Source organism: Streptomyces sp. NPDC037203 (assembly GCF_055605065.1).
In genome coordinates, this window is record NZ_JBVJUC010000006.1 from 66,176 (window position 1) to 86,919 (window position 20,744).

The window sequence follows — 20,744 nt, forward strand, 5'->3', positions numbered from 1 at the left end:
GACCGCCCGCAAGACGACCCCGGCGAAGAAGCCCACTCCGCCGGCCAAGTGATCGCGCGGACCGTCACGGGCCGGGCATCTTTGGGGTGTCCGGCCTCGTCCCTGGCCATCGCCGTCGAGGGCAAGCCCGAGCCCGTCGAGGTCAGGGACGAGGCCGGCCGCCCCAAGGTCGCCACGCCCGAGGCCGCCGCGGAGAAGAAGGCCGCCGCCGCCAGGAAGGCCGCGACCGCCCGCAAGACGACCCCGGCGAAGAAGCCCACTCCGCCGGCCAAGTGATCGCGCGGACCGTCACGGGCCGGGCATCTTTGGGGTGTCCGGCCCGTTCCGCCCGTTCTATGGGTACGGTTGCGGCAAAGGGACCGAACAGCGGACAGGGGCGGTGGCGAGCATGCTGATGTTGGGCTTCGCGGGATTCATGGGGATCCTGAAGATCGTCCTCATGGCCCTGGCCGCGTTCGCGCTCGTGGACGCCTCCGTGCGCCGCGAGGACGCCTTCCGCGCGGCCGACAAGAACAACAAGGTCTTCTGGCTGATCATCCTGGCCATCGCCCTGGTCGTCAGCATTCTGTTCTCGATCCTGTCCATCCTGCCGATCGCCGGCGCGGTGGCCAGCATCGTCTACATCGTGGACGTCCGCCCCGCCGTCAGGCAGGTCACGGGCGGCGGCAAGGGCTTCGGCCGCCGCGGCGGCAGCAGCAGCGACGGCCCGTACGGCCCCTGGAACGGCGGACGCTGAAAGCCGCCCGCCGCTCCGGCAGGGCCGTTCCCGCATAGCCGCTCCGGCAGGGCCGCGGGGAACGGCCCGCCTGCGCCGTCACCCCCTACGCCGTCACGCCAGCCGGTCCAGCAAGACCACCGCCACGTCGTCCGTCAGCTCGCCCTCGTTGAGCCGGCGCACTTCCTGCACCGCGGCCCGCAGCAGTTCCTCGCCGCGCAACCCCTCGGCGAGCTGGCGGCGGATCATCTCCACCATGCCGTCCTGGCCGAGCCGCTCCCCGCCGGCCCCGACACGGCCCTCGATGAGCCCGTCGGTGTAGAGCATCAGACTCCACTCGGGGCCCAGCTCCACCTGCATCCGCGACCAGCGGGCACCGGGCAGCAGCCCGAGCGCGGGACCGTTGTCGTCGTACGGCAGCAGCCGCGCGGGCACGCCGGGGCGCACCAGCAGCGGGGCAGGATGGCCGGCCAGGCACAGGCCCGCGTGGCGGCCGTCCGGCGCGATGTCCACCGTGCACAGCGTCGCGAAGATCTCCTCGTCCGCGCGCTCGTGTTCCAGCACCTCCTGGAGCGTGCCCAGCAGCTGGTCCCCGCACAGCCCCGCCAGGGTCAGCGCCCGCCAGGCTATCCGCAGCTCCACGCCGAGCGCGGCCTCGTCCGGGCCGTGCCCGCAGACGTCGCCGATCATGGCGTGCACCGTGCCGTCGGGGGTGCGCACGGCGTCGTAGAAGTCGCCGCCGAGCAGCGCGCGCGAGCGGCCCGGACGGTACCGGGCCGCGAACCGCAGCGAGGAGCCGTCGAGCAGCGGTGTGGGCAGCAGTCCCCGCTCCAGGCGCCGGTTCTCCTGCGCCCGCAGTCGGCTCTCGGTCAGCCGGCGCTCGGCGGTGTCGGACCGTTTCCGCTCCACCGCGTAACGGATGGCGCGGCTGAGCAGGCGGCCGTCCAGTTCGTCCCGGAAGAGGTAGTCCTGCGCGCCGACGCGCACGGCCTCGGCGCCGCGCTCCGCGTCGCCGGAGGCGGTCAGCGCGAGCACGGCGTGCCGGGGCGCGAGCTGGAGGACGTGGTGCAGCACGGCCAGCTCGTCGTCGGTGTCGCTGCCGCCCGGCGCGGGCAGCGCCAGGTCCAGCAGGATGCAGTGGACGTCGTCGGTGAGCAGCCGCTCGGCCTCGGTGAGGTTGCGGGCGGTGCGTACGCGGATCGGCTTGCCGGACGAGTCCAGCAGTTCGGGCACGATCGGCGAGCCGACCGGGTCGTCCTCGATCAGCAGCAGGGTGAGAGTGGCGCCGCTCATGGGCGCGGCGTCGCGGTGGGCCTCTTCCTTGAGGGGGCCGCCGACGGCGCCGGCGGCCTGCGCCTGACCACTCTCCACGGCCGGGATCGCTCTCTGCCGCGGTACGGGTACGGGCATCGTCCTGGGTTCCTTCCCTCCCCCCGAGGGCGCGGCGGTGTCGAGGGGTCTCGACCCACCGTCGGGTGACCATAGCGGGTGCGGCCACCCCGATGGAATGGTGTGAGCCGCGTCGCTCCGGCTCGGGACGCTGTCATATGCCGCTTTCCGTACCGCAGTTGGACAGGGAACCGGGCGCCGAGGAATGACGAAGCTCACGTCCTGCCCCGGTTTGCACGGGGGTTGGCGGTGGGGTCGGTCACATGACCCGCGTCACCGGGACGAAAGCCGTATAACGCGGCTCACGCGACCCCGCTCACAGCCGGACCGCTAGCGCACCCGCCCCGGCCGCGGCACCCCGGCCCCCGCCGTCACGCGTCCGGTCGTACGACCCCCAGGATCGGCATCGAACCCGCGCCCGCGACCGTCACCGAGCGCCCCGGACGCGGGGCCTGGATGATCGTGCCGTCCCCTATGTACAGGGCGACATGGCTGGCGTCGTCGAAGTAGACGACGAGGTCGCCGGGCCGCATGTCCTTGACGTCGATGTGCTTGAGCTGCTGCCACTGCTCCTGGGAGGTGCGCGGTATGGGATGGCCGGCCGCGGCCCACGCCTGGGAGGTCAGCCCCGAGCAGTCGAAGGAGTCCGGTCCCGCGGCGCCCCATACATACGGCTTGCCGAGCTGGGCGATGGCGAACGCCACGGCCTTCTCGCCCGCCGCGGACGCCTTGCCGTGGATCCGGTCGAGGATGCCGGTGTCCAGCCACGCGGTCTGCGCCTTCACGGCGGCCTGCTGTTCCAGCTGCGCGATCCGCTCCCGCTGCCTCTCCTCCAGCGACGACTCCAGCTTCTCCGCGGCGTCGATCTGCTGCTGGATCTTCTTCTTGGCGCTCGCCTTCGCCTTGCGGTCGGCGTCCAGCTTCTTGCCCTGGGCGGCGGCGTCGGCGGCGTAGTCCCGCAACTGCTGCTGGGCGTCGGTCCGTTCGCCGATCAGGTGGTTGGCCGCCTGCTGGCTCTGCAGGACGAGCCCCGCGCCGTCCAGGAACTGGTCCGGGTCGTCGCTGAGCAGGAACTGCGCCGTGGGCGGCACCCCTCCGGTGCGGTACTGCTCCCGCGCCGCCGCGCCCGCCTGGTCCTTGAGCTGGGCGAGCCTGCGCTGCCCGGCCGCGATCTTCCTGGCCAGCGAGGCGATCTCGGCTGACTGCTTCTTGGCCCTCTCCTCCGCCGCGTTGTACGCGTCGGTGGCCACGGCCGCGTCGTGGTAGAGCTTGTCCAGCTTCTCGCGGACCTGTTCCAGGTCCTTGTCCGGGACGGGGCGCGGGCTCGGGCTCGGGCTCGGATTCGATGTCGCGCCGGCGTCCTGCGGGGGTGCCGGGGCGGCGAGCGCCGTACCGGGTGCCGCGAGTACGGCCACCGCGCAGACCACGGTCAGGGCGGCCGCGAGCAGACCGCGCTTGCCCGTACCCATACCTACCCCCCAGCTGATTTACCGTCAGTAACTTACGGGTGCCTGAGGGATCGTGCCACGGCCGGGCGCAAAGCGACAGAGGCCGTGAGGAAAGTCGGATTTCCCCCACGCCCGGCGCCGACGACGATCACCCCGCCCGTCTGACGAACGGCGCGCCGGGTTCGTTCCGTTGTCCGTCCACCCGAAGGGGTGGTTTCGGCGGGTTCAGCCCCGCTTCAGTCCTGCTTCAGCCCCGCTTCAGCTCCGCGGTGCCAAAGCCCCCCACGCCACGGTCACTTCACCCTGCCGCCACCGGGCCGGCGTGTCCGTCACCGGCCAGTCCGCGGTCAGGTCGCGTACCGCGCGCAGCCAGCGCTGCCGGGCGCCGTACGCGGCGTACGGCGCGGCGGCCGCCCAGGCGCGGTCGAAGTCGCGCAGGAAGGCGTGCACCGGCTCGCCGGGGACATTGCGGTGGATCAGCGCCTTCGGCAGCCGTTCGGCGAGGTCGGAGGGGTGGTCCAGGGAGCCGAGCCGGGTGGCGAAGGTGACGGTCCGCGGCCCCTCGGGCCCGAGCGCCACCCAGACGTGCCGCCGCCCGATCTCGTCGCACGTCCCCTCGACCAGCAGCCCCCCGCGCGAGGCGCCGCCCGCCGGTGCCAGCCGCGCGCACAGCCGCTCCCAGACGGCGGCGACCTGGTCCTCGTCGTACTGGCGCAGCACGTTGGCCGCGCGGATCAGCAGCGGGTGCCCGGCCACCGGGACTTCGAAGCCGCCGTGCCGGAAGACCAGCCCCTCGCGCTCGTACGGCCGCGCCGCCGCGACCCGCTCCGGCTCGATCTCGATGCCGACGACGCAGGTGGCCGGGGCGGCGGTGCGCAGCCTGCCGAGCAGTTCCACGGCGGTCCAGGGGGCGGCGCCGTACCCGAGGTCGACGGCGACCGGCTCGGCGGCGCGGCGCAGCTCGGCGCCGTGGACGGCCGCGATCCAGCGGTCCATGCGGCGCAGCCGGTTGGGGTTGGTGGTGCCGCGCGTCACGGTCCCGACGGGGCGGCGGGCGGGTGCGCGGGTCGACATGAGTACGAGGGTAAAGGGGGACGGGGTCGAGCCAAGCAAGGTAATGATTCGGTAAAGCGGCTTGTACCGGAAATGGCGGGCCCCCCGCCCGCTGTTGCACCTGCGTGGAGGGCGCAGGCGAGTCCTCCGTCCGGCATGCCCGCTGCAAGGAGGAACGCCACGTGAGCCAGTACGCCAGCAGGCTCGGGCGCCGCTCCCCGTCCGCCGCGCCCCGGCTGCGGCTGCTCCGCCGGCCCCGGCGGGTCGCGATGCTCTCCGTGCACACCTCGCCCCTGCACCAGCCCGGCACCGGCGACGCGGGCGGCATGAACGTCTACATCGTGGAGCTGGCCCAGCGGCTCGCCGCCCTCGGCATCGAGGTGGAGGTCTTCACCCGCGCCACCGCGGGCGATCTGCCGCCCACCGTCCAGCTCGCCCCCGGCGTCCTGGTCCGGCACGTGGACGCGGGCCCGTACGAGGGCCTCGCCAAGGAGGAGCTGCCCGCCCAGCTGTGCGCCTTCACGCACGGCGTGATGCAGGCATGGGCCGGCCACCGCCCCGGCTACTACGACCTGGTCCACTCCCACTACTGGCTCTCCGGCCACGTCGGCTGGCTCGCCGCCCAGCGCTGGGGCGTCCCCCTGGTGCACGCCATGCACACCATGGCCAAGGTCAAGAACGCCAACCTGGCCGCCGGCGACCGCCCCGAGCCCGCCGCACGGGTCATCGGCGAGACCCAGATCGTCGCCGCCGCGGACCGGCTGATCGCCAACACCGAGGAGGAGGCCGGCGAACTCGTCCGCTATTACGACGCCGACCCCGGCGCGGTCGCCGTCGTGCACCCCGGCGTGAACCTGGAGCGCTTCCGCCCCGCCGACGGCCGGGCCGCCGCCCGCGCCCGCCTCGGCCTGCCCAAGGACGCCCTGATCCCCCTCTTCGCGGGCCGCATACAGCCCCTGAAGGCCCCGGACGTCCTGCTGCGCGCGGTGGCCGTCCTCCTCGACGACCGCCCCGAGCTGCGCTCCCGGATCCTCGTCCCCGTCGTCGGCGGGCCCAGCGGCAGCGGCCTCGCCAAGCCCGAGGGCCTCCAGAAGCTCGCCGCCCGGCTCGGCATCGCGGACGTCGTACGGTTCCGCCCGCCCGTCGGCCAGGAGCAGCTCGCGGACTGGTTCCGGGCCGCGTCCGTGCTGGTCATGCCGTCCTACAGCGAGTCCTTCGGGCTGGTCGCCATCGAGGCGCAGGCGGCCGGCACCCCGGTGCTCGCCGCCTCCGTCGGCGGGCTCCCGGTCGCGGTGCGCGACGGCGAGACCGGCTTCCTGGTCGAGGGGCACGAACCGGCCGACTACGCGCGCGTCCTCGCCCGGTTCGCCGACGAGCAGGCCCTCACCGCGCGCATGGGCGAGGCCGCCGCCCGGCACGCCCGGTCCTTCGGCTGGGACGCGGCGGCCGCGGCGACCGCCGACGTGTACACGGCCGCGGTCCAGTCGTACCGCCGTCGCGTACGCTCCCACCATGGGTGATGTCGAGAAGGCCGGACAGGTCCTGGAGGCCGTCTTCCAGGACGCCGAACTGGAGTGGGAGAACCCCGAGCCCGGCACCTACGTGGTCAAGCTGCCCGGCACGCAGAAGCTGTCCACCACCGTCTCCTTCCTCGTCGGGCGGCACTCCCTCTCCCTGAACGCCTTCGTCGTGCGCCACCCCGACGAGAACGAGGCGGGCGTGCACCGCTGGCTCCTGGAGCGCAACCTCAAGCTGTACGGCGTGAGTTACGCCGTCGACCGCCTCGGCGACGTCTACGTCACCGCGCGCCTCCCGCTCGCCTCCGTCACCCCCGACGAGATCGACCGCCTCCTCGGCCAGGTCCTGGAAGCGGCCGACGGCGCCTTCAACTCCCTGCTGGAGCTGGGCTTCGCGACCTCCATCCGCAAGGAGTACGCCTGGCGCGTCTCCCGCGGCGAGTCCACCCGCAACCTGGACGCCTTCAAGCACCTCGTCGAGCGCCCGGCCGAGTGAGCTTCGGGGACTACGGCGCCGGCCGCGCCCCGCTCCGGTAGCGGCCCGGCGGCACCCCGACCAACTTCCGGAAATGCCGGGTGAGATGGGCCTGGTCGTAGAACCCGGTCAGGGCGGCCACCTCGCCGGGCGGCAGCCCGTCCAGCAGCAGCCGGCGGGCCCGGCCGACCCGGCGTGACATCAGGTACTGGTGCGGGGCGATGCCGTACGCGCCGCTGAACGCCCGTACGAGATGGGCGGGATGGGCGTGCAGCGCCCCGGACGCCTCCGCGAGCGAGAGGCCGTCGGTGAACCGCGTATCCAGCAACTCCCTGAGCTGCCGCGCGAGTCGTGGGTCCGGTCGGGGCCGCGGCGGCTCGGCGCGCCGCCGCAGATGCGCCCGCAGCCGCTCCCCGACCAGCGTCAGCCTGCTCTCCGCCTCCAGCTCGTCGCCGGGGCGGGCGAGGGCCGCGTGCAGTTGCCCGACCCGCAGCCGCAGCACCGGATCGCGCAGATCGGGCCCGTCGACGGCCGCCCCGATCAGCTCCTCGCCGAGCCGGCTGCTGTCGAGGTAGACGACCCGCTTGCGGAAACCGCCGGGGGTGGCGGGGGAGCCGTTGTGCGGCACGTGCGGGGGCAGCAGGCTGACCGTGTCGAGGGGGGTGCCGTGCTCGTGCCGGTCCAGGTCGTAGCGGACCGCGCCGTCGTCCACGATGAGCAGCGTCCAGGCGTCGTGGACGTGCATCGGGTAGGCGTACTCGGTGAAATGGGCGTGGAAGACCTCGGTGACGCCCGGCACCCGCGGACGCCACGCGCTCACTTCCCCGCCGGGAGCCCGGCCCGGAGCCCCGCGCGCGGCCTTGCTCGCGGTCATGCAAACAACGTACAAGACCCTGCGGCGGGGCGATCGGCAGTCTCATCCCATGAGCACCCCGACCTCCGGACCGACCCCTTCCGACGCCCCCGGACCGATCCCCTCCGGCGCCGCCGGCCCCCTTCGCTTCGACACCAAGATCGCCGTGCTGCTGCGCGCGGACCTCGCCCCCTGGCAGCGGCTGAACGTCACCGCGTTCCTGGTCAGCGGCCTGGGCGCGACGCTGCCCGAGGTGGTCGGCGAGCCCTACGAGGACGCGGACGGCACCCGGTACCTGCCCATGTTCCGGCAGCCGGTGCTGGTTTTCGAGGGTGAGAAGGAGACCCTGCGCGCGGCCCACGGGCGGGCGCTCCGCCGGTCCCTGCCCTGCGCGGTGTTCACCGCGGACCTGTTCGCCACCGGCAACGACCGCGACAACCGCGCGGCCGTACGCGCCGTACCGACGGCCGATCTGGATCTGGTCGGGCTCGCGGTCTACGGGCCGCGCAACGCGGTGGACAAGGTGCTGAAGGGGGCGCGCATGCACCCCTGACGCGCGCCCCCGCCGGGAGGCGGCCGGACCCCCGTACCGGCCGCCTCCGGCTCCTCGCGGTCAGCCGAACATGCCGGGCTGGTAGTCGCCCGCGGGCTGCCGGACGAGGACGTTCACGCGGTTGTACAGGTTGATGACGGCGATCAGGCCCACGAGGGCGGCGAGCTGCTCCTCGTCGTAGTGCCGGGCGGCCTGGGCCCACGCCTCGTCGGTCACCCCGCCGGCCGCGTCCGCGATCCGGGTGCCCTGCTCGGTCAGCTCCAGCGCCGCGCGCTCGGCCTCGGTGAACACCGTGGCCTCCCGCCAGGCGGCGACCAGGTGCAGCCGCTGCGCGCTCTCCCCGGCGGCCGCGGCGTCCTTGCTGTGCATGTCGGTGCAGAACCCGCAGCCGTTGATCTGGCTGGCCCGCAGCTTCACCAGCTCCTGCGTCGCGAACGGCAGGGTGGAGTCCGAGAGCACCTTCCCGGCCGAGTTGACGTACTTGAGGAACGTGCCGGTGACAGGGTTGGTCATCAGGTTCAGACGGGCGTCCATGGTGCTGTGCTCCTGTGTCGGGTCGTACAGCTCGCTGCTGCTTCACCTCATGGACGGAAAGGGGTGCCGCGAATGTGACAGGACCGAAAGTGACCTGCGTCACATGACCGGTGGAGGCTGTCACACGACCGGCGAGCGCTCCGGAGCGGCGCCACCGGCGGAGGCGACGACAGGGCCGTCCGCGGTACGACCCGCGCCCTCGGGGTCCTCGCGCATCCCCGGTCCGCGCATCAGCAGGGCGTACCCGAGCCCGGCGGCCATCCCCAGGGCGGCACACGTCCCCCACAGCCACTTCGCCCCGAACCGGTCGAGGACCAGGCCGGACATCAGGGGCGCGACCAGGGCGGCGACGGACCAGGACAGGGTGTACACGCCCTGGTAGCGGCCGCGGCCGTGCACGGGGGAGAGGCGGACGACCAGGCCGGTCTGGGTCGGCGCGTTGACGATCTCGGCGAGGGTCCACACGCAGACGGTCGCCATGAAGGCGCCGACGGACCCGGCGAAGGCGGTGAGCCCGAAGCCGTATCCGGCGAGGAGCGAGGAGACGACGAGCAGGGTGCGCGGGTCGCGGTGCTCGATGAACCGGGTGACCGGGATCTGGAGGGCGACGATCAGGACGCCGTTGACGGCGATGGCGACGCCGTAGTCGGCGGGCGTGAACCCGGCGCGGCCCATGGCGACCGGCAGTGCGACATCGCCCTGCTGGAAGATCAGGGCGACGAGGAAGGACAGGCCGACGACGGCCATGTAGCGCCCGTCGCGCAGCACGGTGCCGAGGCCGATCCGGGGCTCGTCCTCGTGGACCGGGGCGACGGGCCGGGACTCGGGGACCTTCAGGAAGACGACGAGGGCGCAGGCGGCCGTCATGCCCGCTTCCAGGAGGAACCCGGCGAGATAGCTGAACTCGGCGATGAACCCGGCCGCCGCGGCGGAGACGGCGAAACCGAGGTTGATGGCCCAGTAGTTGAGCGAGAAGGCCCGCACCCGGTCCTCGGGCCGCACGATGTCGGCCATCATCGCCTGCACGGCCGGGCGGGAGGCGTTGGAGGCCACGCCGACGAGGAAGGCGACGCCGGCGATGGCGACCGGGTCGGTCATGAACCCCAGCAGCGCGACGGCGGCGGCGGTGGCCGACTGGGCGACGAGCAGGGTGGGCCGCCGCCCCACGCGGTCGGCCATGACCCCGCCCGCGAGCGAGGCGACGACCCCGCCCAGCCCGTGCAGGGAGGCGACGAGACCGGCGTACGAGGCGGAATAGCCGCGGTCGAGGGTGAGGTAGAGGGCCATGAAGGTGGCCACGAAGGCGCCGAGCCGGTTGACGAGGGTGCTGGTCCACAGCCACCAGAACTCACGGGGGAGCCCGGACACGGCTTTCCGGGCGGCGCGTCCGAGACGGGCGGCGGGCATGAGGGGACCCCCTGGGGCGGTGTGCGGCTGACGCCTGGATCGGTAAGTGGCTGCTGGCGCTCGCACAACTTACTCATGGGGTCTGACATCGACCACTGGATTTACCGGGCCCCCGGCGTCCCGCCCACCGGTCGGCCGCACCGGTGCCGGGTGGCCGTGGATTACGCTCTGAGGCATGGCCGACGCACCGTACAAGCTGATCCTCCTCCGCCACGGCGAGAGCGAGTGGAACGCGAAGAACCTGTTCACCGGCTGGGTGGACGTCAACCTGAACGAGAAGGGCGAGAAGGAGGCAGTCCGCGGTGGCGAGCTCCTGAAGGACGCCGACCTCCTGCCCGACGTGGTCCACACGTCCCTCCAGAAGCGCGCGATCCGCACCGCCCAGCTGGCCCTCGAGACCGCGGACCGCCACTGGATCCCGGTCCACCGCAGCTGGCGCCTGAACGAGCGCCACTACGGCGCCCTCCAGGGCAAGGACAAGGCGGCCACGCTGGCCGAGTTCGGCGAGGAGCAGTTCATGCTCTGGCGCCGCTCGTACGACACCCCGCCGCCCCCGCTGGCCGACGACTCCGAGTTCTCCCAGTTCGACGACGCGCGCTACGCGACCCTCCCGCCGGAGCTGCGCCCGAGGACCGAGTGCCTGAAGGACGTCGTCTTCCGGATGCTCCCCTACTGGTACGACGCGATCGTCCCGGACCTCCTGTCCGGCCGCACGGTCCTCGTCGCCGCCCACGGCAACTCCCTGCGCGCCCTGGTCAAGCACCTGGACGGCATCTCGGACGCCGACATCGCGGGCCTGAACATCCCGACGGGCATCCCCCTCGCCTACGAACTCGACTCGGACTTCAAGCCCCTGACTCCGGGCGGCAAGTACCTCGACCCGGAGGCAGCCGCAGCAGCAATCGAGGCGGTCAAGAACCAGGGCAAGAAGAAGTAACTCCACCCTTCCGCCTTACTGATCAAGCCCTCTGCCTGCGGTGTGTCCGTGGGCGGGGGGCTTGCTTGGCGGTGGTGGTTGTGGTCAGGTCGCCGGGAGTCAGTACGACAGGACGTAGGCGTTCGACAGGACGTAGGCGTCCGCCGCCATGTCCGTGTCGCAGACCTCGACGGGCCGTCCGTGGGCGTAGATGCCGCCGGGTCCGGGGTCGGGTTCGGCGATGGGCGTCCCACGCGCGATGTCGACCGGCAGGTAAGAGGCGGCGAACTCGATCGGCTTCCCCTCGAGCAGGTACCGGCGCCGCCGCGCGGAGATGTCCTGGTCGGTCTTCTCCAGGCCGGCCGCCGTGGACGTCGGCGACTCCTGGGCAGCCCACTACTTTCCAGGCCGTTGGCGGCTGGGTGCGGCTGCGCCAAGGTGACGTGGACGGCGCCATGGCCACCTGGCGGGACTTCCTCGACTGCGCGACCGGGCGGTGCGCGTCGTGGGATGGACCCTTGGCAAAAAGTCGGATCCCTGATCGATCCCGTTCGGGAAAGACACTGGAGCGGCGGGCGTGGCCTGACGCACCGTAGCGGCATGAGCGAACATTCCGAAGTGGCCGTCGTGCCCGTCGAGGCGTTTGAACCTCCTTATTACGCCGCTGTGTTCACCGCGATCCCGACCGAGGACCGAAGCGGCTACAGCGAGACCAACGCGCGCATGGAAGACCTGGTGAAGGACGTCCCCGGATTCCTGGGGGCGGATCACGCGCAGACGCCCGGCGGGTTGTCCATCACCGTCGCGTACTTCCGAGACGCGGACGCCCTCACGGAATGGCGGAGCAACGCCGAGCACCGTGCGGCACAGGAGCGCGGGCGGGCCGAGTGGTACGAGAGGTACACGCTGCACGTGGCGAAGGTGGAGCGCAGCCACGGGTTCAAGCGGGCGTAGGTGCCGGCGGCGCCGTCACGCCGACGGTGCGACCGGCTGCGGCTGAACCCCTACAGGCGTGGTGCCGTACGGAAAAGGGCCGGTACGAAGGGAGTTCGTACCGGCCCTACGGCGGTTCCGCCGTCAGCCGCACTGGCAGGGCGCGCCCGACTGGCAGCCGCAGCTGCAGCCGGAGCCGCAGCCGCACGCGGCGACCAGCGGCAGCCCCCTGATCTTCGCGGGCTGCTCGGTCTCGCGCTCCTGCGCGGGGTCGGGGGTGGTGCTGGGGGAGTCGGTCATGGGTCCCTCCTAGACGCCGGGGCCTAGTTGCCGGGGCAGGCATGCCCTCACCCATTTCATGCCCAACCGGCCGGGCGCATCAACGGCGCACGGAGGCGTCGTACTCGGCGTTCGGCCGTCGGGGTCCGGTCTTCGCGCCCGTGGGCCCGCCCGGCGACCGGCCCCCACCCGGTACCAAGGCGGAGCAGGCCCCCACCCCGCCCGGCCAGGGCCTACGCGCCCTCCGCCCCCGTCACCGGCTGGATGTCGGACTGGATCTCGTCCGCGTGCTCACCGGTCACCAGGTACACCACGCGCTTGGCGACGGCCACCGCGTGGTCGGCGTAACGCTCGTAGTAGCGGCCGAGAAGGGTGACGTCCACGGCCGTCTCGATGCCGTGCTTCCAGCGGTCGTCGATGAGGTGCTGGAAGAGGGTGCGGTGCAGCAGGTCCATCTCGTCGTCGTCCTGCTCCAGCTGGAGCGCGAGGTCGACGTCCTTGGTCACGATGACCTCGGCGGCCTTGGCCATCAGGCGCTGCGCGAGCTGGCCCATCTCCAGGATGGTCGCGTGCAGGTCCTGCGGGACGGCGCGCTCGGGGAAGCGCAGCCGGGTCAGCTTCGCCACGTGCTGGGCGAGGTCGCCGGAGCGCTCCAGGTCGGCCGACATGCGCAGCGACGTGACGACGATGCGCAGGTCGGTGGCCACCGGCTGCTGCCGGGCCAGCAGTGCTATCGCCCGCGCCTCCAGGTCGTGCTGGAGCTCGTCGACCTTCTGGTCGGCCTCGATCACGCTCTCGGCGAGCTTGAGATCGGCGTCCAGCATGGCGGTCGTGGCGCGCCCGATCGCCGAGCCGACCAGCCGGGCCATCTCCACCAGACCGTCGCCGATCGAGTCCAGTTCCTCGTGGTACGCGTCCCGCATCAGGGTTCCCTCTCGTCATACGTGTTCCGGGGGTCGTGGTCCGGGGGCCCGGCGGCAGAACCGGCGGTGCGAACCCCACGCTCCCACGGTGTGCCCCGTACGCGTCCGTTTCCGGCTCCCCAAATGAACCGGTACTGGCCCCTAGGTGAACTCTGGGCGACGAGTGTTCGAGGTCGCACCCGATCGGCTGTGGGCATGTCGTACCCCGTGCCTAACCTGGTGGCATGGACGTGAACGCGGCGGTCGCCGCAGCGGCAGCGATCGCCGGGGTGCTCACCGGCGTCATCGCCATGCTGGCGTTCCGCTGGAGCGAACGCGACCAGAAGCGACCGACCAGGACTTCCTTGCACACAGATCCCGTACTCCCGCCCGGCGTGGACACCGTTCTCTCGGTACTGCGCTCCTCCGCCGTGGTCCTCGACGAGGCCGACGCCGTCGTCAAGGCCAGCTCCGCCGCCTACGCCCTCGGGCTGGTGCGCGGGGGCAGACTCTCCATCGAGCCCATGCTCCAGATGGCCCGCGACACCCGGCGTGACGGTGAGATACGCCAGGTCGAACTGGATCTGCCCCGGCGCGGCAGCGGACGCGGCGAGGCCCTCGCCGTCTCCGCGCGGGTCGCACCGCTCGGCTCCCGGCTGGTCCTGCTGCTGGTCGAGGATCTGACCGAGGCCCGCCGGATCGAGGCCGTACGACGCGACTTCGTGGCGAACGTGAGCCATGAGCTGAAGACCCCGGTCGGCGCCCTCTCCCTGCTGTCCGAGGCCGTCATGGACGCCTCCGACGACCCCGAGGCCGTGGAGCGCTTCGCGGGCCGTATGCAGATCGAGGCGACCCGGCTGACCAACCTGGTGCAGGAGCTCATCGACCTGTCGCGGGTGCAGAACGACGACCCCCTCGAGGACGCCGAGTCCGTCCGGGTGGACGAGCTGGTCGCCGAGGCCGTGGACCGCTGCCGCCACCAGGCGGGCACCAAGCAGATCACCATGGTCACGAATGTCGGCGTGCCCGACGGGCTCGATCAGGGTGCCGGCGGGCGACGGGCGGGCGGCGCCGCCGGCCTGCACGTCTGGGGCAACCGGGGCCAGCTGGCCGCCGCCCTCGGCAACCTGGTCGAGAACGCGGTCAACTACTCCCCGGCCCGCACCCGCGTCGGCATCGCCGTCCGCCGGGTGAGCGCCCCCGGTGGTGACATGATCGAGCTGGCCGTGACCGACCAGGGCATCGGCATCTCGGACAAGGACAAGGAGCGCATATTCGAGCGCTTCTACCGGGTCGACCCGGCCCGCTCGCGGGCCACCGGCGGCACCGGCCTGGGGCTCGCCATCGTCAAGCACGTGGTCGCCTCGCACGGCGGGGAGGTCACCGTCTGGAGCGCCGAAGGCCAGGGCTCCACCTTCACTCTCAGGCTGCCGGAGGCGGGCGCGGCCCGCGACCGCGCGCTCCAGCACCCGGACCCCGGCCTCGACGAAGAGACCGGTCCCAGCGAGCCATCCCCGTACGAACCGCTTCCCTCCCCGGAGGTCCTTCCGTGACCCGAGTGCTCGTCGTCGAGGACGAGGAGTCCTTCTCCGACGCTCTGTCCTACATGCTGCGCAAGGAGGGCTTCGAGGTCGCCGTGGCGGCCACCGGACCCGACGGCCTCGACGAGTTCGAGCGCAACGGCGCCGACCTCGTCCTGCTCGACCTGATGCTGCCGGGCCTGCCCGGCACCGAGGTGTGCCGCCAGCTGCGCGGCCGCTCGAACGTCCCCGTGATCATGGTGACCGCCAAGGACAGCGAGATCGACAAGGTGGTCGGGCTGGAGATAGGAGCCGACGACTACGTCACCAAGCCCTTCTCCTCCCGTGAGCTGGTCGCCCGCATCCGCGCGGTGCTGCGCCGCCGCGGCGAGCCGGAGGAGGTCACCCCGGCGGCCCTGGAGGCCGGCCCGGTCCGCATGGACGTCGACCGGCACGTGGTGACGGTCGCCGGCGCCAAGGTCGACCTGCCGCTCAAGGAGTTCGACCTGCTGGAGATGCTGCTGCGCAACGCCGGCCGGGTGCTGACCCGGATGCAGCTGATCGACCGGGTCTGGGGCGCCGACTACGTGGGCGACACGAAGACCCTGGACGTCCACGTCAAGCGCCTGCGCGCCAAGATCGAGCCGGATCCGGGCGCTCCGCGCTACCTGGTGACGGTGCGCGGCCTGGGCTACAAATTCGAGCCGTAAACCGTCCACGCGTATGCGGAAGGGCCGTACGACCGCTCAGTGACCCGTGCCGGTCGACTGCGAGGCGGAGTCGCTCGGGGCCGTGCCGGGGCCGGTGGAGCCGGTGGTGCCCGTGGAGCCCGCGGCACCCGTGCTCGCGGACGGGTTCGGCTTGCCGTGCTTGCCCGGCTTGGTGCTGCCCGAGGCGGTGGCGCCGGGGGCCGGGGAGTTGGTGGCCGGGGTGGACGGGAGCTGGGACGGGCCCCACTTGTCGAAGTAGCTGGTGGCCGGGACCACGAAGGCGCGCAGGCTCACCGCGCCGGCCTTGCTGAAGGTGAAGGTGACCGGCTGCGCGTTGCCGTCCTGCACGCTCTGGTGGCCGCCGGGGATCTCGGCGGAGGCGTTGCCCTGGCCGCCCAGGATCAGGGAGCCGTGCGCCGGGACGGTCAGGTTGCCGCCCTTGGCCGGGGTCAGCTTCACGGTGTCGCTGGTGCCCGGAATGCTGATCGACTGGAGGGTCTCGTCGCCGTTGCCCGAGTTGAACAGCGTCGCGGAGACCACGGCGGGGCCGGTCGACTTCGGGTCCGGCTGGGTGATGACCAGGGCGTTCTGGACCTTGATGTCGCCGACGCTGGTCGCCGCGTTGTCCGGCTTGACCTCGAGCGTCTGCGAGTCGTTGCCGGCGCCGCAAGCGGCGAGCGAGGCGATCGAGAAGACAATGACGGAAGCGGCGAGGGCGCCGCGTCGAAGGCTGCTGCTCACGGCGGCGGCAACTCCTTGAACGCAGGGGCGGCTTCCTTGTAAAGCCACCCTAAGTGTCTGTCGGCGGCTTCAGGTTACCGAGCCGTCCCCATGCGATCGCACCCGACCCTCCCCCTCGCGCCGGGCTTCCCGCCAGGTGGGGGTACGTGACGGACGGCACCGCGAGGGCCCCGGCGGTCACAAGGGCCTCTCCAGCCGCTTTGCCGGGGCGGTGGTACCCCATTCGCATAACCGCGCGCAAAATTTCCGTGAAGGAATGCGTGGCCATCCCGGAATTGATCACCGGATCACCCGTCCGGCCGTCACTGATCAATTCTTGAATCGGCCGACTCGGCCCCGCGGCCTCCGAACGGAGTAGCGGAAGTCGTACGCTAGGAAGTGGACAAATCGGGATGTTTCCCCGTTCGGAGTGCGTGCCCGAGGTGTGTGACGGGCGCGTTTCGCCCGGTCCGGACAGCCCCTCCCACCTGCGAATTCCCGCTTCCGGAGGCCCCGCACAGCACGTTCCGGTTGCTGTTGTCAAGCCCCGAGATATGCCCTGACCTGCGAAAACGCCATTCAGAAGACGCCGTATCCGTGTTACCCTGGATAGCCACGGAAGGGGTACCTGTCACATGACGTTCAAGGTTGGCGACACCGTGGTCTATCCCCATCACGGGGCCGCGCTGATCGAGGCCATCGAAACTCGCCAGATCAAAGGCGTGGACAAGACCTACTTGGTGCTGAAGGTCGCCCAGGGTGACCTCACGGTGCGTGTGCCAGCGGACAATGCGGAGTTCGTCGGCGTGCGTGATGTGGTCGGTCAGGACGGACTGGACCGGGTCTTCGAGGTGCTGCGCGCGCCGTACGCCGAGGAGCCCACGAACTGGTCCCGTCGCTACAAGGCAAACCTGGAGAAGCTCGCCTCCGGCGATGTCATCAAGGTCGCCGAGGTCGTGCGCGACCTGTGGCGTCGCGAGCGCGAGCGCGGACTGTCCGCCGGTGAGAAGCGCATGCTCGCCAAGGCCCGCCAGATCCTGGTGAGCGAGCTCGCTCTCGCGGAGAACACGAACGAGGACAAGGCCGAGGCCCTGCTCGACGAGGTGCTCGCCTCCTGACGTGCCCGTGCCGTGGGCGGCGATTCCCGGCCAATGACTGATGAACTGATCGGTCCCTGTCCCTCGCCCCCACTCCCGCACACTCAGCACAGTGCTCTCGCACCTTCGCAGCACAGCGAAAATGCCGCGGTGCCCGATGACATTCGTTTTTGTCGCCGGGCGCTGCGGCATGTTCGTCCCCGCGGCGCCGTCTGTGGCGTACCCCCCGGAAAGCCCCTGAAAACGGAGCGGGCCCCCGATACTCGAGGTGCCGGGCCCCAGGTGGGCGGCTCGACCAGGGTCACGGAAAGGGTCCGGTCAAGGCGTCGCGCCCGGCACTCCTGAAGGCCATACCCAACTAGGTCGAGCACACAAACCTGACAGGAACCGATGTCTGACGAATCGCCTTCCTCGCCCGCCGCGCCGCCCGCGCAGGCCCCCGTCGCCGCCGTGATCCCGGCCGCCGGCCGCGGCGTACGGCTCGGACCGGGCGCCCCCAAGGCGCTGCGGACGCTCGGCGGCATGCCGATGCTCATCCACGCGGTCCACTCCCTGGCCGCCTCCCGCCATGTCTCCCTCGTCGTCGTGGTCGCCCCGGCGGACGGGCCCGGCGAGGTGAAGTCGCTGCTCGACGCGCACGCGCTGCCCGAGCGGACCGACTTCGTGGTGGTGCCCGGCGGTGACACCCGCCAGGAGTCGGTGGCGCTCGGCCTCGCGGCCGTACCGCCGGAGTACGGCGTCGTCCTCGTCCACGACGCGGCCCGCCCGCTGGTCCCGGTCGACACCGTCGACGCCGTGATCGAGGCCGTGCGCGCCGGCGCCCCGGCGGTGGTGCCCGCGCTGCCGCTGGCCGACACCGTCAAGGAGGTCGAGCCGGCCACCGAGCCCGGCGCCCCCGAACCGGTCGTGGCCACGCCCGAGCGGGCCCGGCTGCGGGCCGTGCAGACGCCGCAGGGGTTCGACCGGGCGGCGCTGGTGCGCGCCCACGAGACGGTGACCGATGACGTCACGGACGACGCGAGCATGGTGGAGCAGCTGGGCCTGCCGGTGGTGACGGTCCCCGGCCACGAGGAGGCGTTCAAGGTGACCCGCCCGCTGGACCTGGTCCTCGCCGAGGCGGTCCTGGCCCGCAGGAGGCTGAACGATGGCTACTGAGACGGTGCTGCCCCAGGTCGGCATCGGCACGGACATCCACGCCTTCGAGGAGGGCCGCGAGCTGTGGTGCGCCGGCCTGAAGTGGGAGGGCGAGGGGCCGGGGCTGGCCGGGCACTCCGACGCGGACGTGGTCGCGCACGCCGCCTGCAACGCGCTGTTCTCCGCGGCCGGGCTCGGCGACCTCGGGCAGCACTTCGGCACCGGCCGGCCCGAGTGGTCGGGCGCGTCGGGGGTCACGCTGCTGACCGAGGCCGCGCGGATCGTGCGCGCGGCGGGCTTCACCATCGGCAATGTCGCCGTGCAGGTGATCGGCCCCCGCCCGAAGATCGGCAAGCGGCGGGACGAGGCCCAGAAGATCCTCTCCGAGGCGGCCGGCGCGCCGGTGTCCGTCTCCGGCGCCACGACCGACGGCCTCGGCTTCCCCGGTCGCGACGAGGGACTGATGGCGGTGGCGACGGCACTGGTGGTGCGGACGGCCTGAGACCCGCGCTCTCACGTGCGCGGACGGCCTGAACCTCCGCTCCCCTGTGCGGACGCCCCTGAAAAGCCCGTTCTCCTGGTGCGGGTGAGCCGGGAGCGTGCGAGGGTACCCGGAGAGTCACCGTCCGCGGCCCTCCGGAGGTATCCATGCCCGCCGCCCTGTCCGACCGGCTCAAGTCCCTGCTCGACGGCAAGGTGTTCATCGTCGTCGGCACCATCCAGCCCGACGGCAGTCCGCAGATGTCGCCGGTCTGGGTGAAGCGCGACGGCGATCAGCTCCTCTTTTCCACCACGGTCGACCGCCGCAAGAAGCTGAACCTCGACCGCGACCCCCGCGTCACCGTCGTCGTCATGAACCCCGAGCAGCCCTACGAGTACGCCGAGATCCGCGGCACCGCCGAACTGACCACCGACGGCGGCCAGGACCTCATCGACGAACTGAGCCTCAAGTACACGGGCAAGAAGTACGCCGAGTTCAACCCCCAGTCCTCCCAGGACGCCGAACGAGTCGTCGTGCGCATCACTCCCCGCAAGGTGATCGGGCAGCTCTGAGCGCCGGGGAGACGCGGGTCGAGGTGGCGAAGGGCCGGTCGCCGCGCGGCGGCCGTGCCGTAAACAGGGGAAGGGGCGTGAGGCACTGGGCAGGGGCCACTACTCTGGAGTGGTGACTATTCGCCTGTACGACACCAGCGCCCGGCAGATCCGTGACTTCGACCCGGTCAAGCCGGGCTGTGTCTCGATCTACCTGTGTGGTGCCACCGTGCAGGCGGCCCCGCACATTGGGCACATCCGCTCGGGCCTCAACTTCGACATCATGCGCCGCTGGTTCGAGTACCGCGGCCACGAGGTGACGTTCGTCCGGAACGTCACGGACATCGACGACAAGATCATCGCCAAGGCGCGGGAGCAGGGACGCCCGTGGTGGTCCATCGGGTACGAGAACGAGCGGGCGTTCAACGACGGCTACACCGCCCTGGGCTGCCTCCCGCCGACCTACGAACCCCGTGCCACCGGCCATGTCACCGAGATGGTCGAGATGATGCGCACGCTCATCGAGCGCGGGCACGCCTACGAGGCCGACGGCAGCGTGTACTTCGACGTGCGTTCCTGGCCCGGTTACCTGGAGCTGTCCAAGCAGGACCTGGACGAGATGCGCCAGCCCGCCGAGGAGGGCATCACCGGCAAGCGCGACCCGCGTGACTTCGCGATGTGGAAGGCGACCAAGCCGGGCGAGCCGGACTGGGAGACGCCGTGGGGGCGGGGCCGGCCGGGCTGGCACCTGGAGTGCTCGGCGATGGCCCACAAGTACCTGGGTTCGGCCTTCGACATCCACGGCGGCGGCCTGGACCTGATCTTCCCGCACCACGAGAACGAGATCGCGCAGGCCAAGGCCTTCGGCGACGAGTTCGCCCGGTACTGGGTGCACAACGCCTGGGTCACCATGAGCGGCGAGAAGATGTCCAAGTCGCTCGGCAACAGCGTGCTGGTCTCCGAGATGGTCAAGCGCTGGCGGCCGATCGTGCTCCGCTACTACCTGGGCACCCCGCACTACCGCTCGACCATCGAGTACAGCGAGGAGGCCCTGCGCGAGGCGGAGGCCGCGTTCGGCCGTATCGAGGGCTTCCTGCAACGGGTGACCGAGCTGGCCGGCAAGAGCGTCGAGCCCGCCGCCGAGGTGCCGCCCGCCTTCGCCGAGGCGATGGACGACGACCTGGGCGTGCCCGGCGCCCTCGCGGTGGTGCACACCACCGTCCGGCAGGGCAACAGCGCGCTCGCCGCCGACGACAAGGACGCCGCGGTGGCCCGCTTCGCCGAGGTCCGTGCCATGCTCGGCGTCCTGGGCCTCGACCCGCTGGACGCGCACTGGGCCGGCGAGTCCGGTCAGGGCGAGGACCTGCACGGCGTCGTCGACAGCCTCGTACGGCTCGTCCTCGACCAGCGCGAGTCCGCCCGCGCCCGCAAGGACTGGGCCACCGCCGACGCCATCCGCGACCAGCTCGCGCAGGCCGGACTGGCCATCGAGGACAGCCCGCAGGGCCCGCGCTGGACCCTGGGCGCACGCTAGCCGGCGCGGGCGCCCCTTGATCG

Annotated in this window: 22 protein-coding genes and 2 pseudogenes; 14 read left to right on the forward strand and 10 right to left on the reverse strand. The window is 71.9% G+C overall.

Going from position 1 to position 20,744, the window contains the following annotated elements; all coding sequences use genetic code 11:
• Together ACZ7EC_RS18550 and ACZ7EC_RS18555 are read left to right on the forward strand one after the other, a co-directional pair.
• Positions 1-276 (forward strand): annotated as a pseudogene (locus tag ACZ7EC_RS18550) (hypothetical protein); the annotation flags it as partial.
• Positions 277-388: 112 nt separating this feature from the next.
• Entirely contained in the window at positions 389-736 is a 348-nt protein-coding gene (locus ACZ7EC_RS18555; RefSeq protein ID WP_471063767.1) for a DUF2516 family protein, read from the forward strand.
• Between the two features lie 93 nt (positions 737-829).
• Here ACZ7EC_RS18555 and ACZ7EC_RS18560 read toward each other — a convergent pair whose 3' ends face one another.
• The 3 genes from ACZ7EC_RS18560 to ACZ7EC_RS18570 all read right to left on the reverse strand — a co-directional run bounded on the left by ACZ7EC_RS18560 (position 830) and on the right by ACZ7EC_RS18570 (position 4,626).
• Positions 830-2,125, reverse strand: a complete 1,296-nt coding sequence (locus ACZ7EC_RS18560; RefSeq protein ID WP_471063769.1) for a PP2C family protein-serine/threonine phosphatase — start codon at positions 2,123-2,125, stop codon at positions 830-832.
• A 350-nt stretch (positions 2,126-2,475) separates the two neighbouring features.
• Positions 2,476-3,573 carry a C40 family peptidase gene (locus ACZ7EC_RS18565; RefSeq protein ID WP_471063771.1) on the reverse strand — a complete coding sequence of 366 codons (1,098 nt, stop codon included), beginning with the start codon at positions 3,571-3,573 and terminating at the stop codon, positions 2,476-2,478.
• A 237-nt stretch (positions 3,574-3,810) separates the two neighbouring features.
• A complete protein-coding gene (locus ACZ7EC_RS18570) occupies positions 3,811-4,626 on the reverse strand; it encodes a class I SAM-dependent methyltransferase (RefSeq protein ID WP_471063772.1) in 816 nt (271 codons plus the stop codon).
• A 161-nt stretch (positions 4,627-4,787) separates the two neighbouring features.
• Here ACZ7EC_RS18570 and mshA point away from each other — a divergent pair, with 161 nt between their 5' ends.
• Positions 4,788-6,125 carry a D-inositol-3-phosphate glycosyltransferase gene (gene mshA / locus ACZ7EC_RS18575; protein WP_471063774.1) on the forward strand — a complete coding sequence of 446 codons (1,338 nt, stop codon included), beginning with the start codon at positions 4,788-4,790 and terminating at the stop codon, positions 6,123-6,125.
• On the forward strand, positions 6,118-6,618 hold the full coding sequence (locus ACZ7EC_RS18580; RefSeq protein ID WP_471063776.1) for a type III secretion system chaperone family protein: 501 nt from the start codon (positions 6,118-6,120) through the stop codon (positions 6,616-6,618). The genes mshA and ACZ7EC_RS18580 overlap by 8 nt, the downstream gene beginning before the upstream one ends.
• 10 nt (positions 6,619-6,628) lie before the next feature.
• On the opposite strand, the gene ACZ7EC_RS18585 is transcribed toward ACZ7EC_RS18580, so the two are convergent.
• A complete protein-coding gene (locus tag ACZ7EC_RS18585) occupies positions 6,629-7,471 on the reverse strand; it encodes a helix-turn-helix transcriptional regulator (protein WP_471063778.1) in 843 nt (280 codons plus the stop codon).
• Between the two features lie 49 nt (positions 7,472-7,520).
• On the opposite strand from ACZ7EC_RS18585, the gene ACZ7EC_RS18590 reads away from it, so the two are divergent.
• The gene (locus ACZ7EC_RS18590; RefSeq protein WP_471063780.1) at positions 7,521-8,003 is read left to right on the forward strand and encodes a DUF2000 family protein; all 483 of its coding nucleotides are present in this window, start codon (positions 7,521-7,523) and stop codon (positions 8,001-8,003) included.
• Positions 8,004-8,063: 60 nt separating this feature from the next.
• On the opposite strand, the gene ACZ7EC_RS18595 is transcribed toward ACZ7EC_RS18590, so the two are convergent.
• Positions 8,064-8,537: a carboxymuconolactone decarboxylase family protein gene (locus ACZ7EC_RS18595; RefSeq protein ID WP_471063782.1), complete on the reverse strand. Its 474-nt coding sequence runs from the start codon at positions 8,535-8,537 to the stop codon at positions 8,064-8,066.
• 120 nt (positions 8,538-8,657) lie between these two features.
• On the reverse strand, positions 8,658-9,944 hold the full coding sequence (locus ACZ7EC_RS18600) for an MDR family MFS transporter (RefSeq protein ID WP_471063784.1): 1,287 nt from the start codon (positions 9,942-9,944) through the stop codon (positions 8,658-8,660).
• 175 nt (positions 9,945-10,119) lie between these two features.
• Between ACZ7EC_RS18600 and ACZ7EC_RS18605 the strand changes: the two genes are divergently transcribed.
• Positions 10,120-10,881 carry a phosphoglyceromutase gene (locus ACZ7EC_RS18605; RefSeq protein WP_471063786.1) on the forward strand — a complete coding sequence of 254 codons (762 nt, stop codon included), beginning with the start codon at positions 10,120-10,122 and terminating at the stop codon, positions 10,879-10,881.
• Positions 10,882-10,980: 99 nt separating this feature from the next.
• Here ACZ7EC_RS18605 and ACZ7EC_RS18610 read toward each other — a convergent pair.
• Positions 10,981-11,214: pseudogene (locus ACZ7EC_RS18610) on the reverse strand (GntR family transcriptional regulator); the annotation flags it as partial.
• A gap of 246 nt (positions 11,215-11,460) precedes the next feature.
• On the opposite strand from ACZ7EC_RS18610, the gene ACZ7EC_RS18615 reads away from it, so the two are divergent.
• Positions 11,461-11,814: an antibiotic biosynthesis monooxygenase family protein gene (locus ACZ7EC_RS18615; protein ID WP_471063788.1), complete on the forward strand. Its 354-nt coding sequence runs from the start codon at positions 11,461-11,463 to the stop codon at positions 11,812-11,814.
• 123 nt (positions 11,815-11,937) lie between these two features.
• On the opposite strand, the gene ACZ7EC_RS18620 is transcribed toward ACZ7EC_RS18615, so the two are convergent.
• Together ACZ7EC_RS18620 and phoU are read right to left on the reverse strand one after the other, a co-directional pair.
• Positions 11,938-12,093 (reverse strand): hypothetical protein, encoded by a 156-nt coding sequence (locus ACZ7EC_RS18620; protein WP_397985292.1) that lies wholly within the window; start codon positions 12,091-12,093, stop codon positions 11,938-11,940.
• Between the two features lie 212 nt (positions 12,094-12,305).
• Complete coding sequence (phoU, locus tag ACZ7EC_RS18625) at positions 12,306-12,995, reverse strand: phosphate signaling complex protein PhoU (protein ID WP_471063790.1); 690 nt, start codon at positions 12,993-12,995, stop codon at positions 12,306-12,308.
• 224 nt (positions 12,996-13,219) lie between these two features.
• Here phoU and phoR point away from each other — a divergent pair, with 224 nt between their 5' ends.
• Together phoR and phoP are read left to right on the forward strand one after the other, a co-directional pair.
• On the forward strand, positions 13,220-14,527 hold the full coding sequence (phoR, locus tag ACZ7EC_RS18630) for a two-component system sensor histidine kinase PhoR (RefSeq protein ID WP_471063792.1): 1,308 nt from the start codon (positions 13,220-13,222) through the stop codon (positions 14,525-14,527).
• A 5-nt stretch (positions 14,528-14,532) separates the two neighbouring features.
• Positions 14,533-15,204, forward strand: a complete 672-nt coding sequence (gene phoP / locus ACZ7EC_RS18635) for a two-component system response regulator PhoP (RefSeq protein WP_467267396.1) — start codon at positions 14,533-14,535, stop codon at positions 15,202-15,204.
• A 36-nt stretch (positions 15,205-15,240) separates the two neighbouring features.
• On the opposite strand, the gene ACZ7EC_RS18640 is transcribed toward phoP, so the two are convergent.
• Entirely contained in the window at positions 15,241-15,945 is a 705-nt protein-coding gene (locus ACZ7EC_RS18640; RefSeq protein ID WP_471063794.1) for a copper chaperone PCu(A)C domain-containing protein, read from the reverse strand.
• Positions 15,946-16,559: 614 nt separating this feature from the next.
• On the opposite strand from ACZ7EC_RS18640, the gene ACZ7EC_RS18645 reads away from it, so the two are divergent.
• From ACZ7EC_RS18645 to cysS, 5 genes are all read left to right on the forward strand, one after another.
• On the forward strand, positions 16,560-17,042 hold the full coding sequence (locus tag ACZ7EC_RS18645; protein ID WP_003953493.1) for a CarD family transcriptional regulator: 483 nt from the start codon (positions 16,560-16,562) through the stop codon (positions 17,040-17,042).
• Between the two features lie 369 nt (positions 17,043-17,411).
• Entirely contained in the window at positions 17,412-18,176 is a 765-nt protein-coding gene (gene ispD / locus ACZ7EC_RS18650; RefSeq protein ID WP_471063796.1) for a 2-C-methyl-D-erythritol 4-phosphate cytidylyltransferase, read from the forward strand.
• Complete coding sequence (gene ispF / locus ACZ7EC_RS18655; protein WP_397985296.1) at positions 18,166-18,657, forward strand: 2-C-methyl-D-erythritol 2,4-cyclodiphosphate synthase; 492 nt, start codon at positions 18,166-18,168, stop codon at positions 18,655-18,657. Before ispD ends, ispF begins: the two co-directional genes overlap by 11 nt.
• A gap of 146 nt (positions 18,658-18,803) precedes the next feature.
• Positions 18,804-19,208 (forward strand): PPOX class F420-dependent oxidoreductase, encoded by a 405-nt coding sequence (locus tag ACZ7EC_RS18660; protein WP_471063798.1) that lies wholly within the window; start codon positions 18,804-18,806, stop codon positions 19,206-19,208.
• A gap of 112 nt (positions 19,209-19,320) precedes the next feature.
• Positions 19,321-20,721: a cysteine--tRNA ligase gene (cysS, locus tag ACZ7EC_RS18665; RefSeq protein WP_471063800.1), complete on the forward strand. Its 1,401-nt coding sequence runs from the start codon at positions 19,321-19,323 to the stop codon at positions 20,719-20,721.
• Positions 20,722-20,744: the final 23 nt, after the last annotated feature.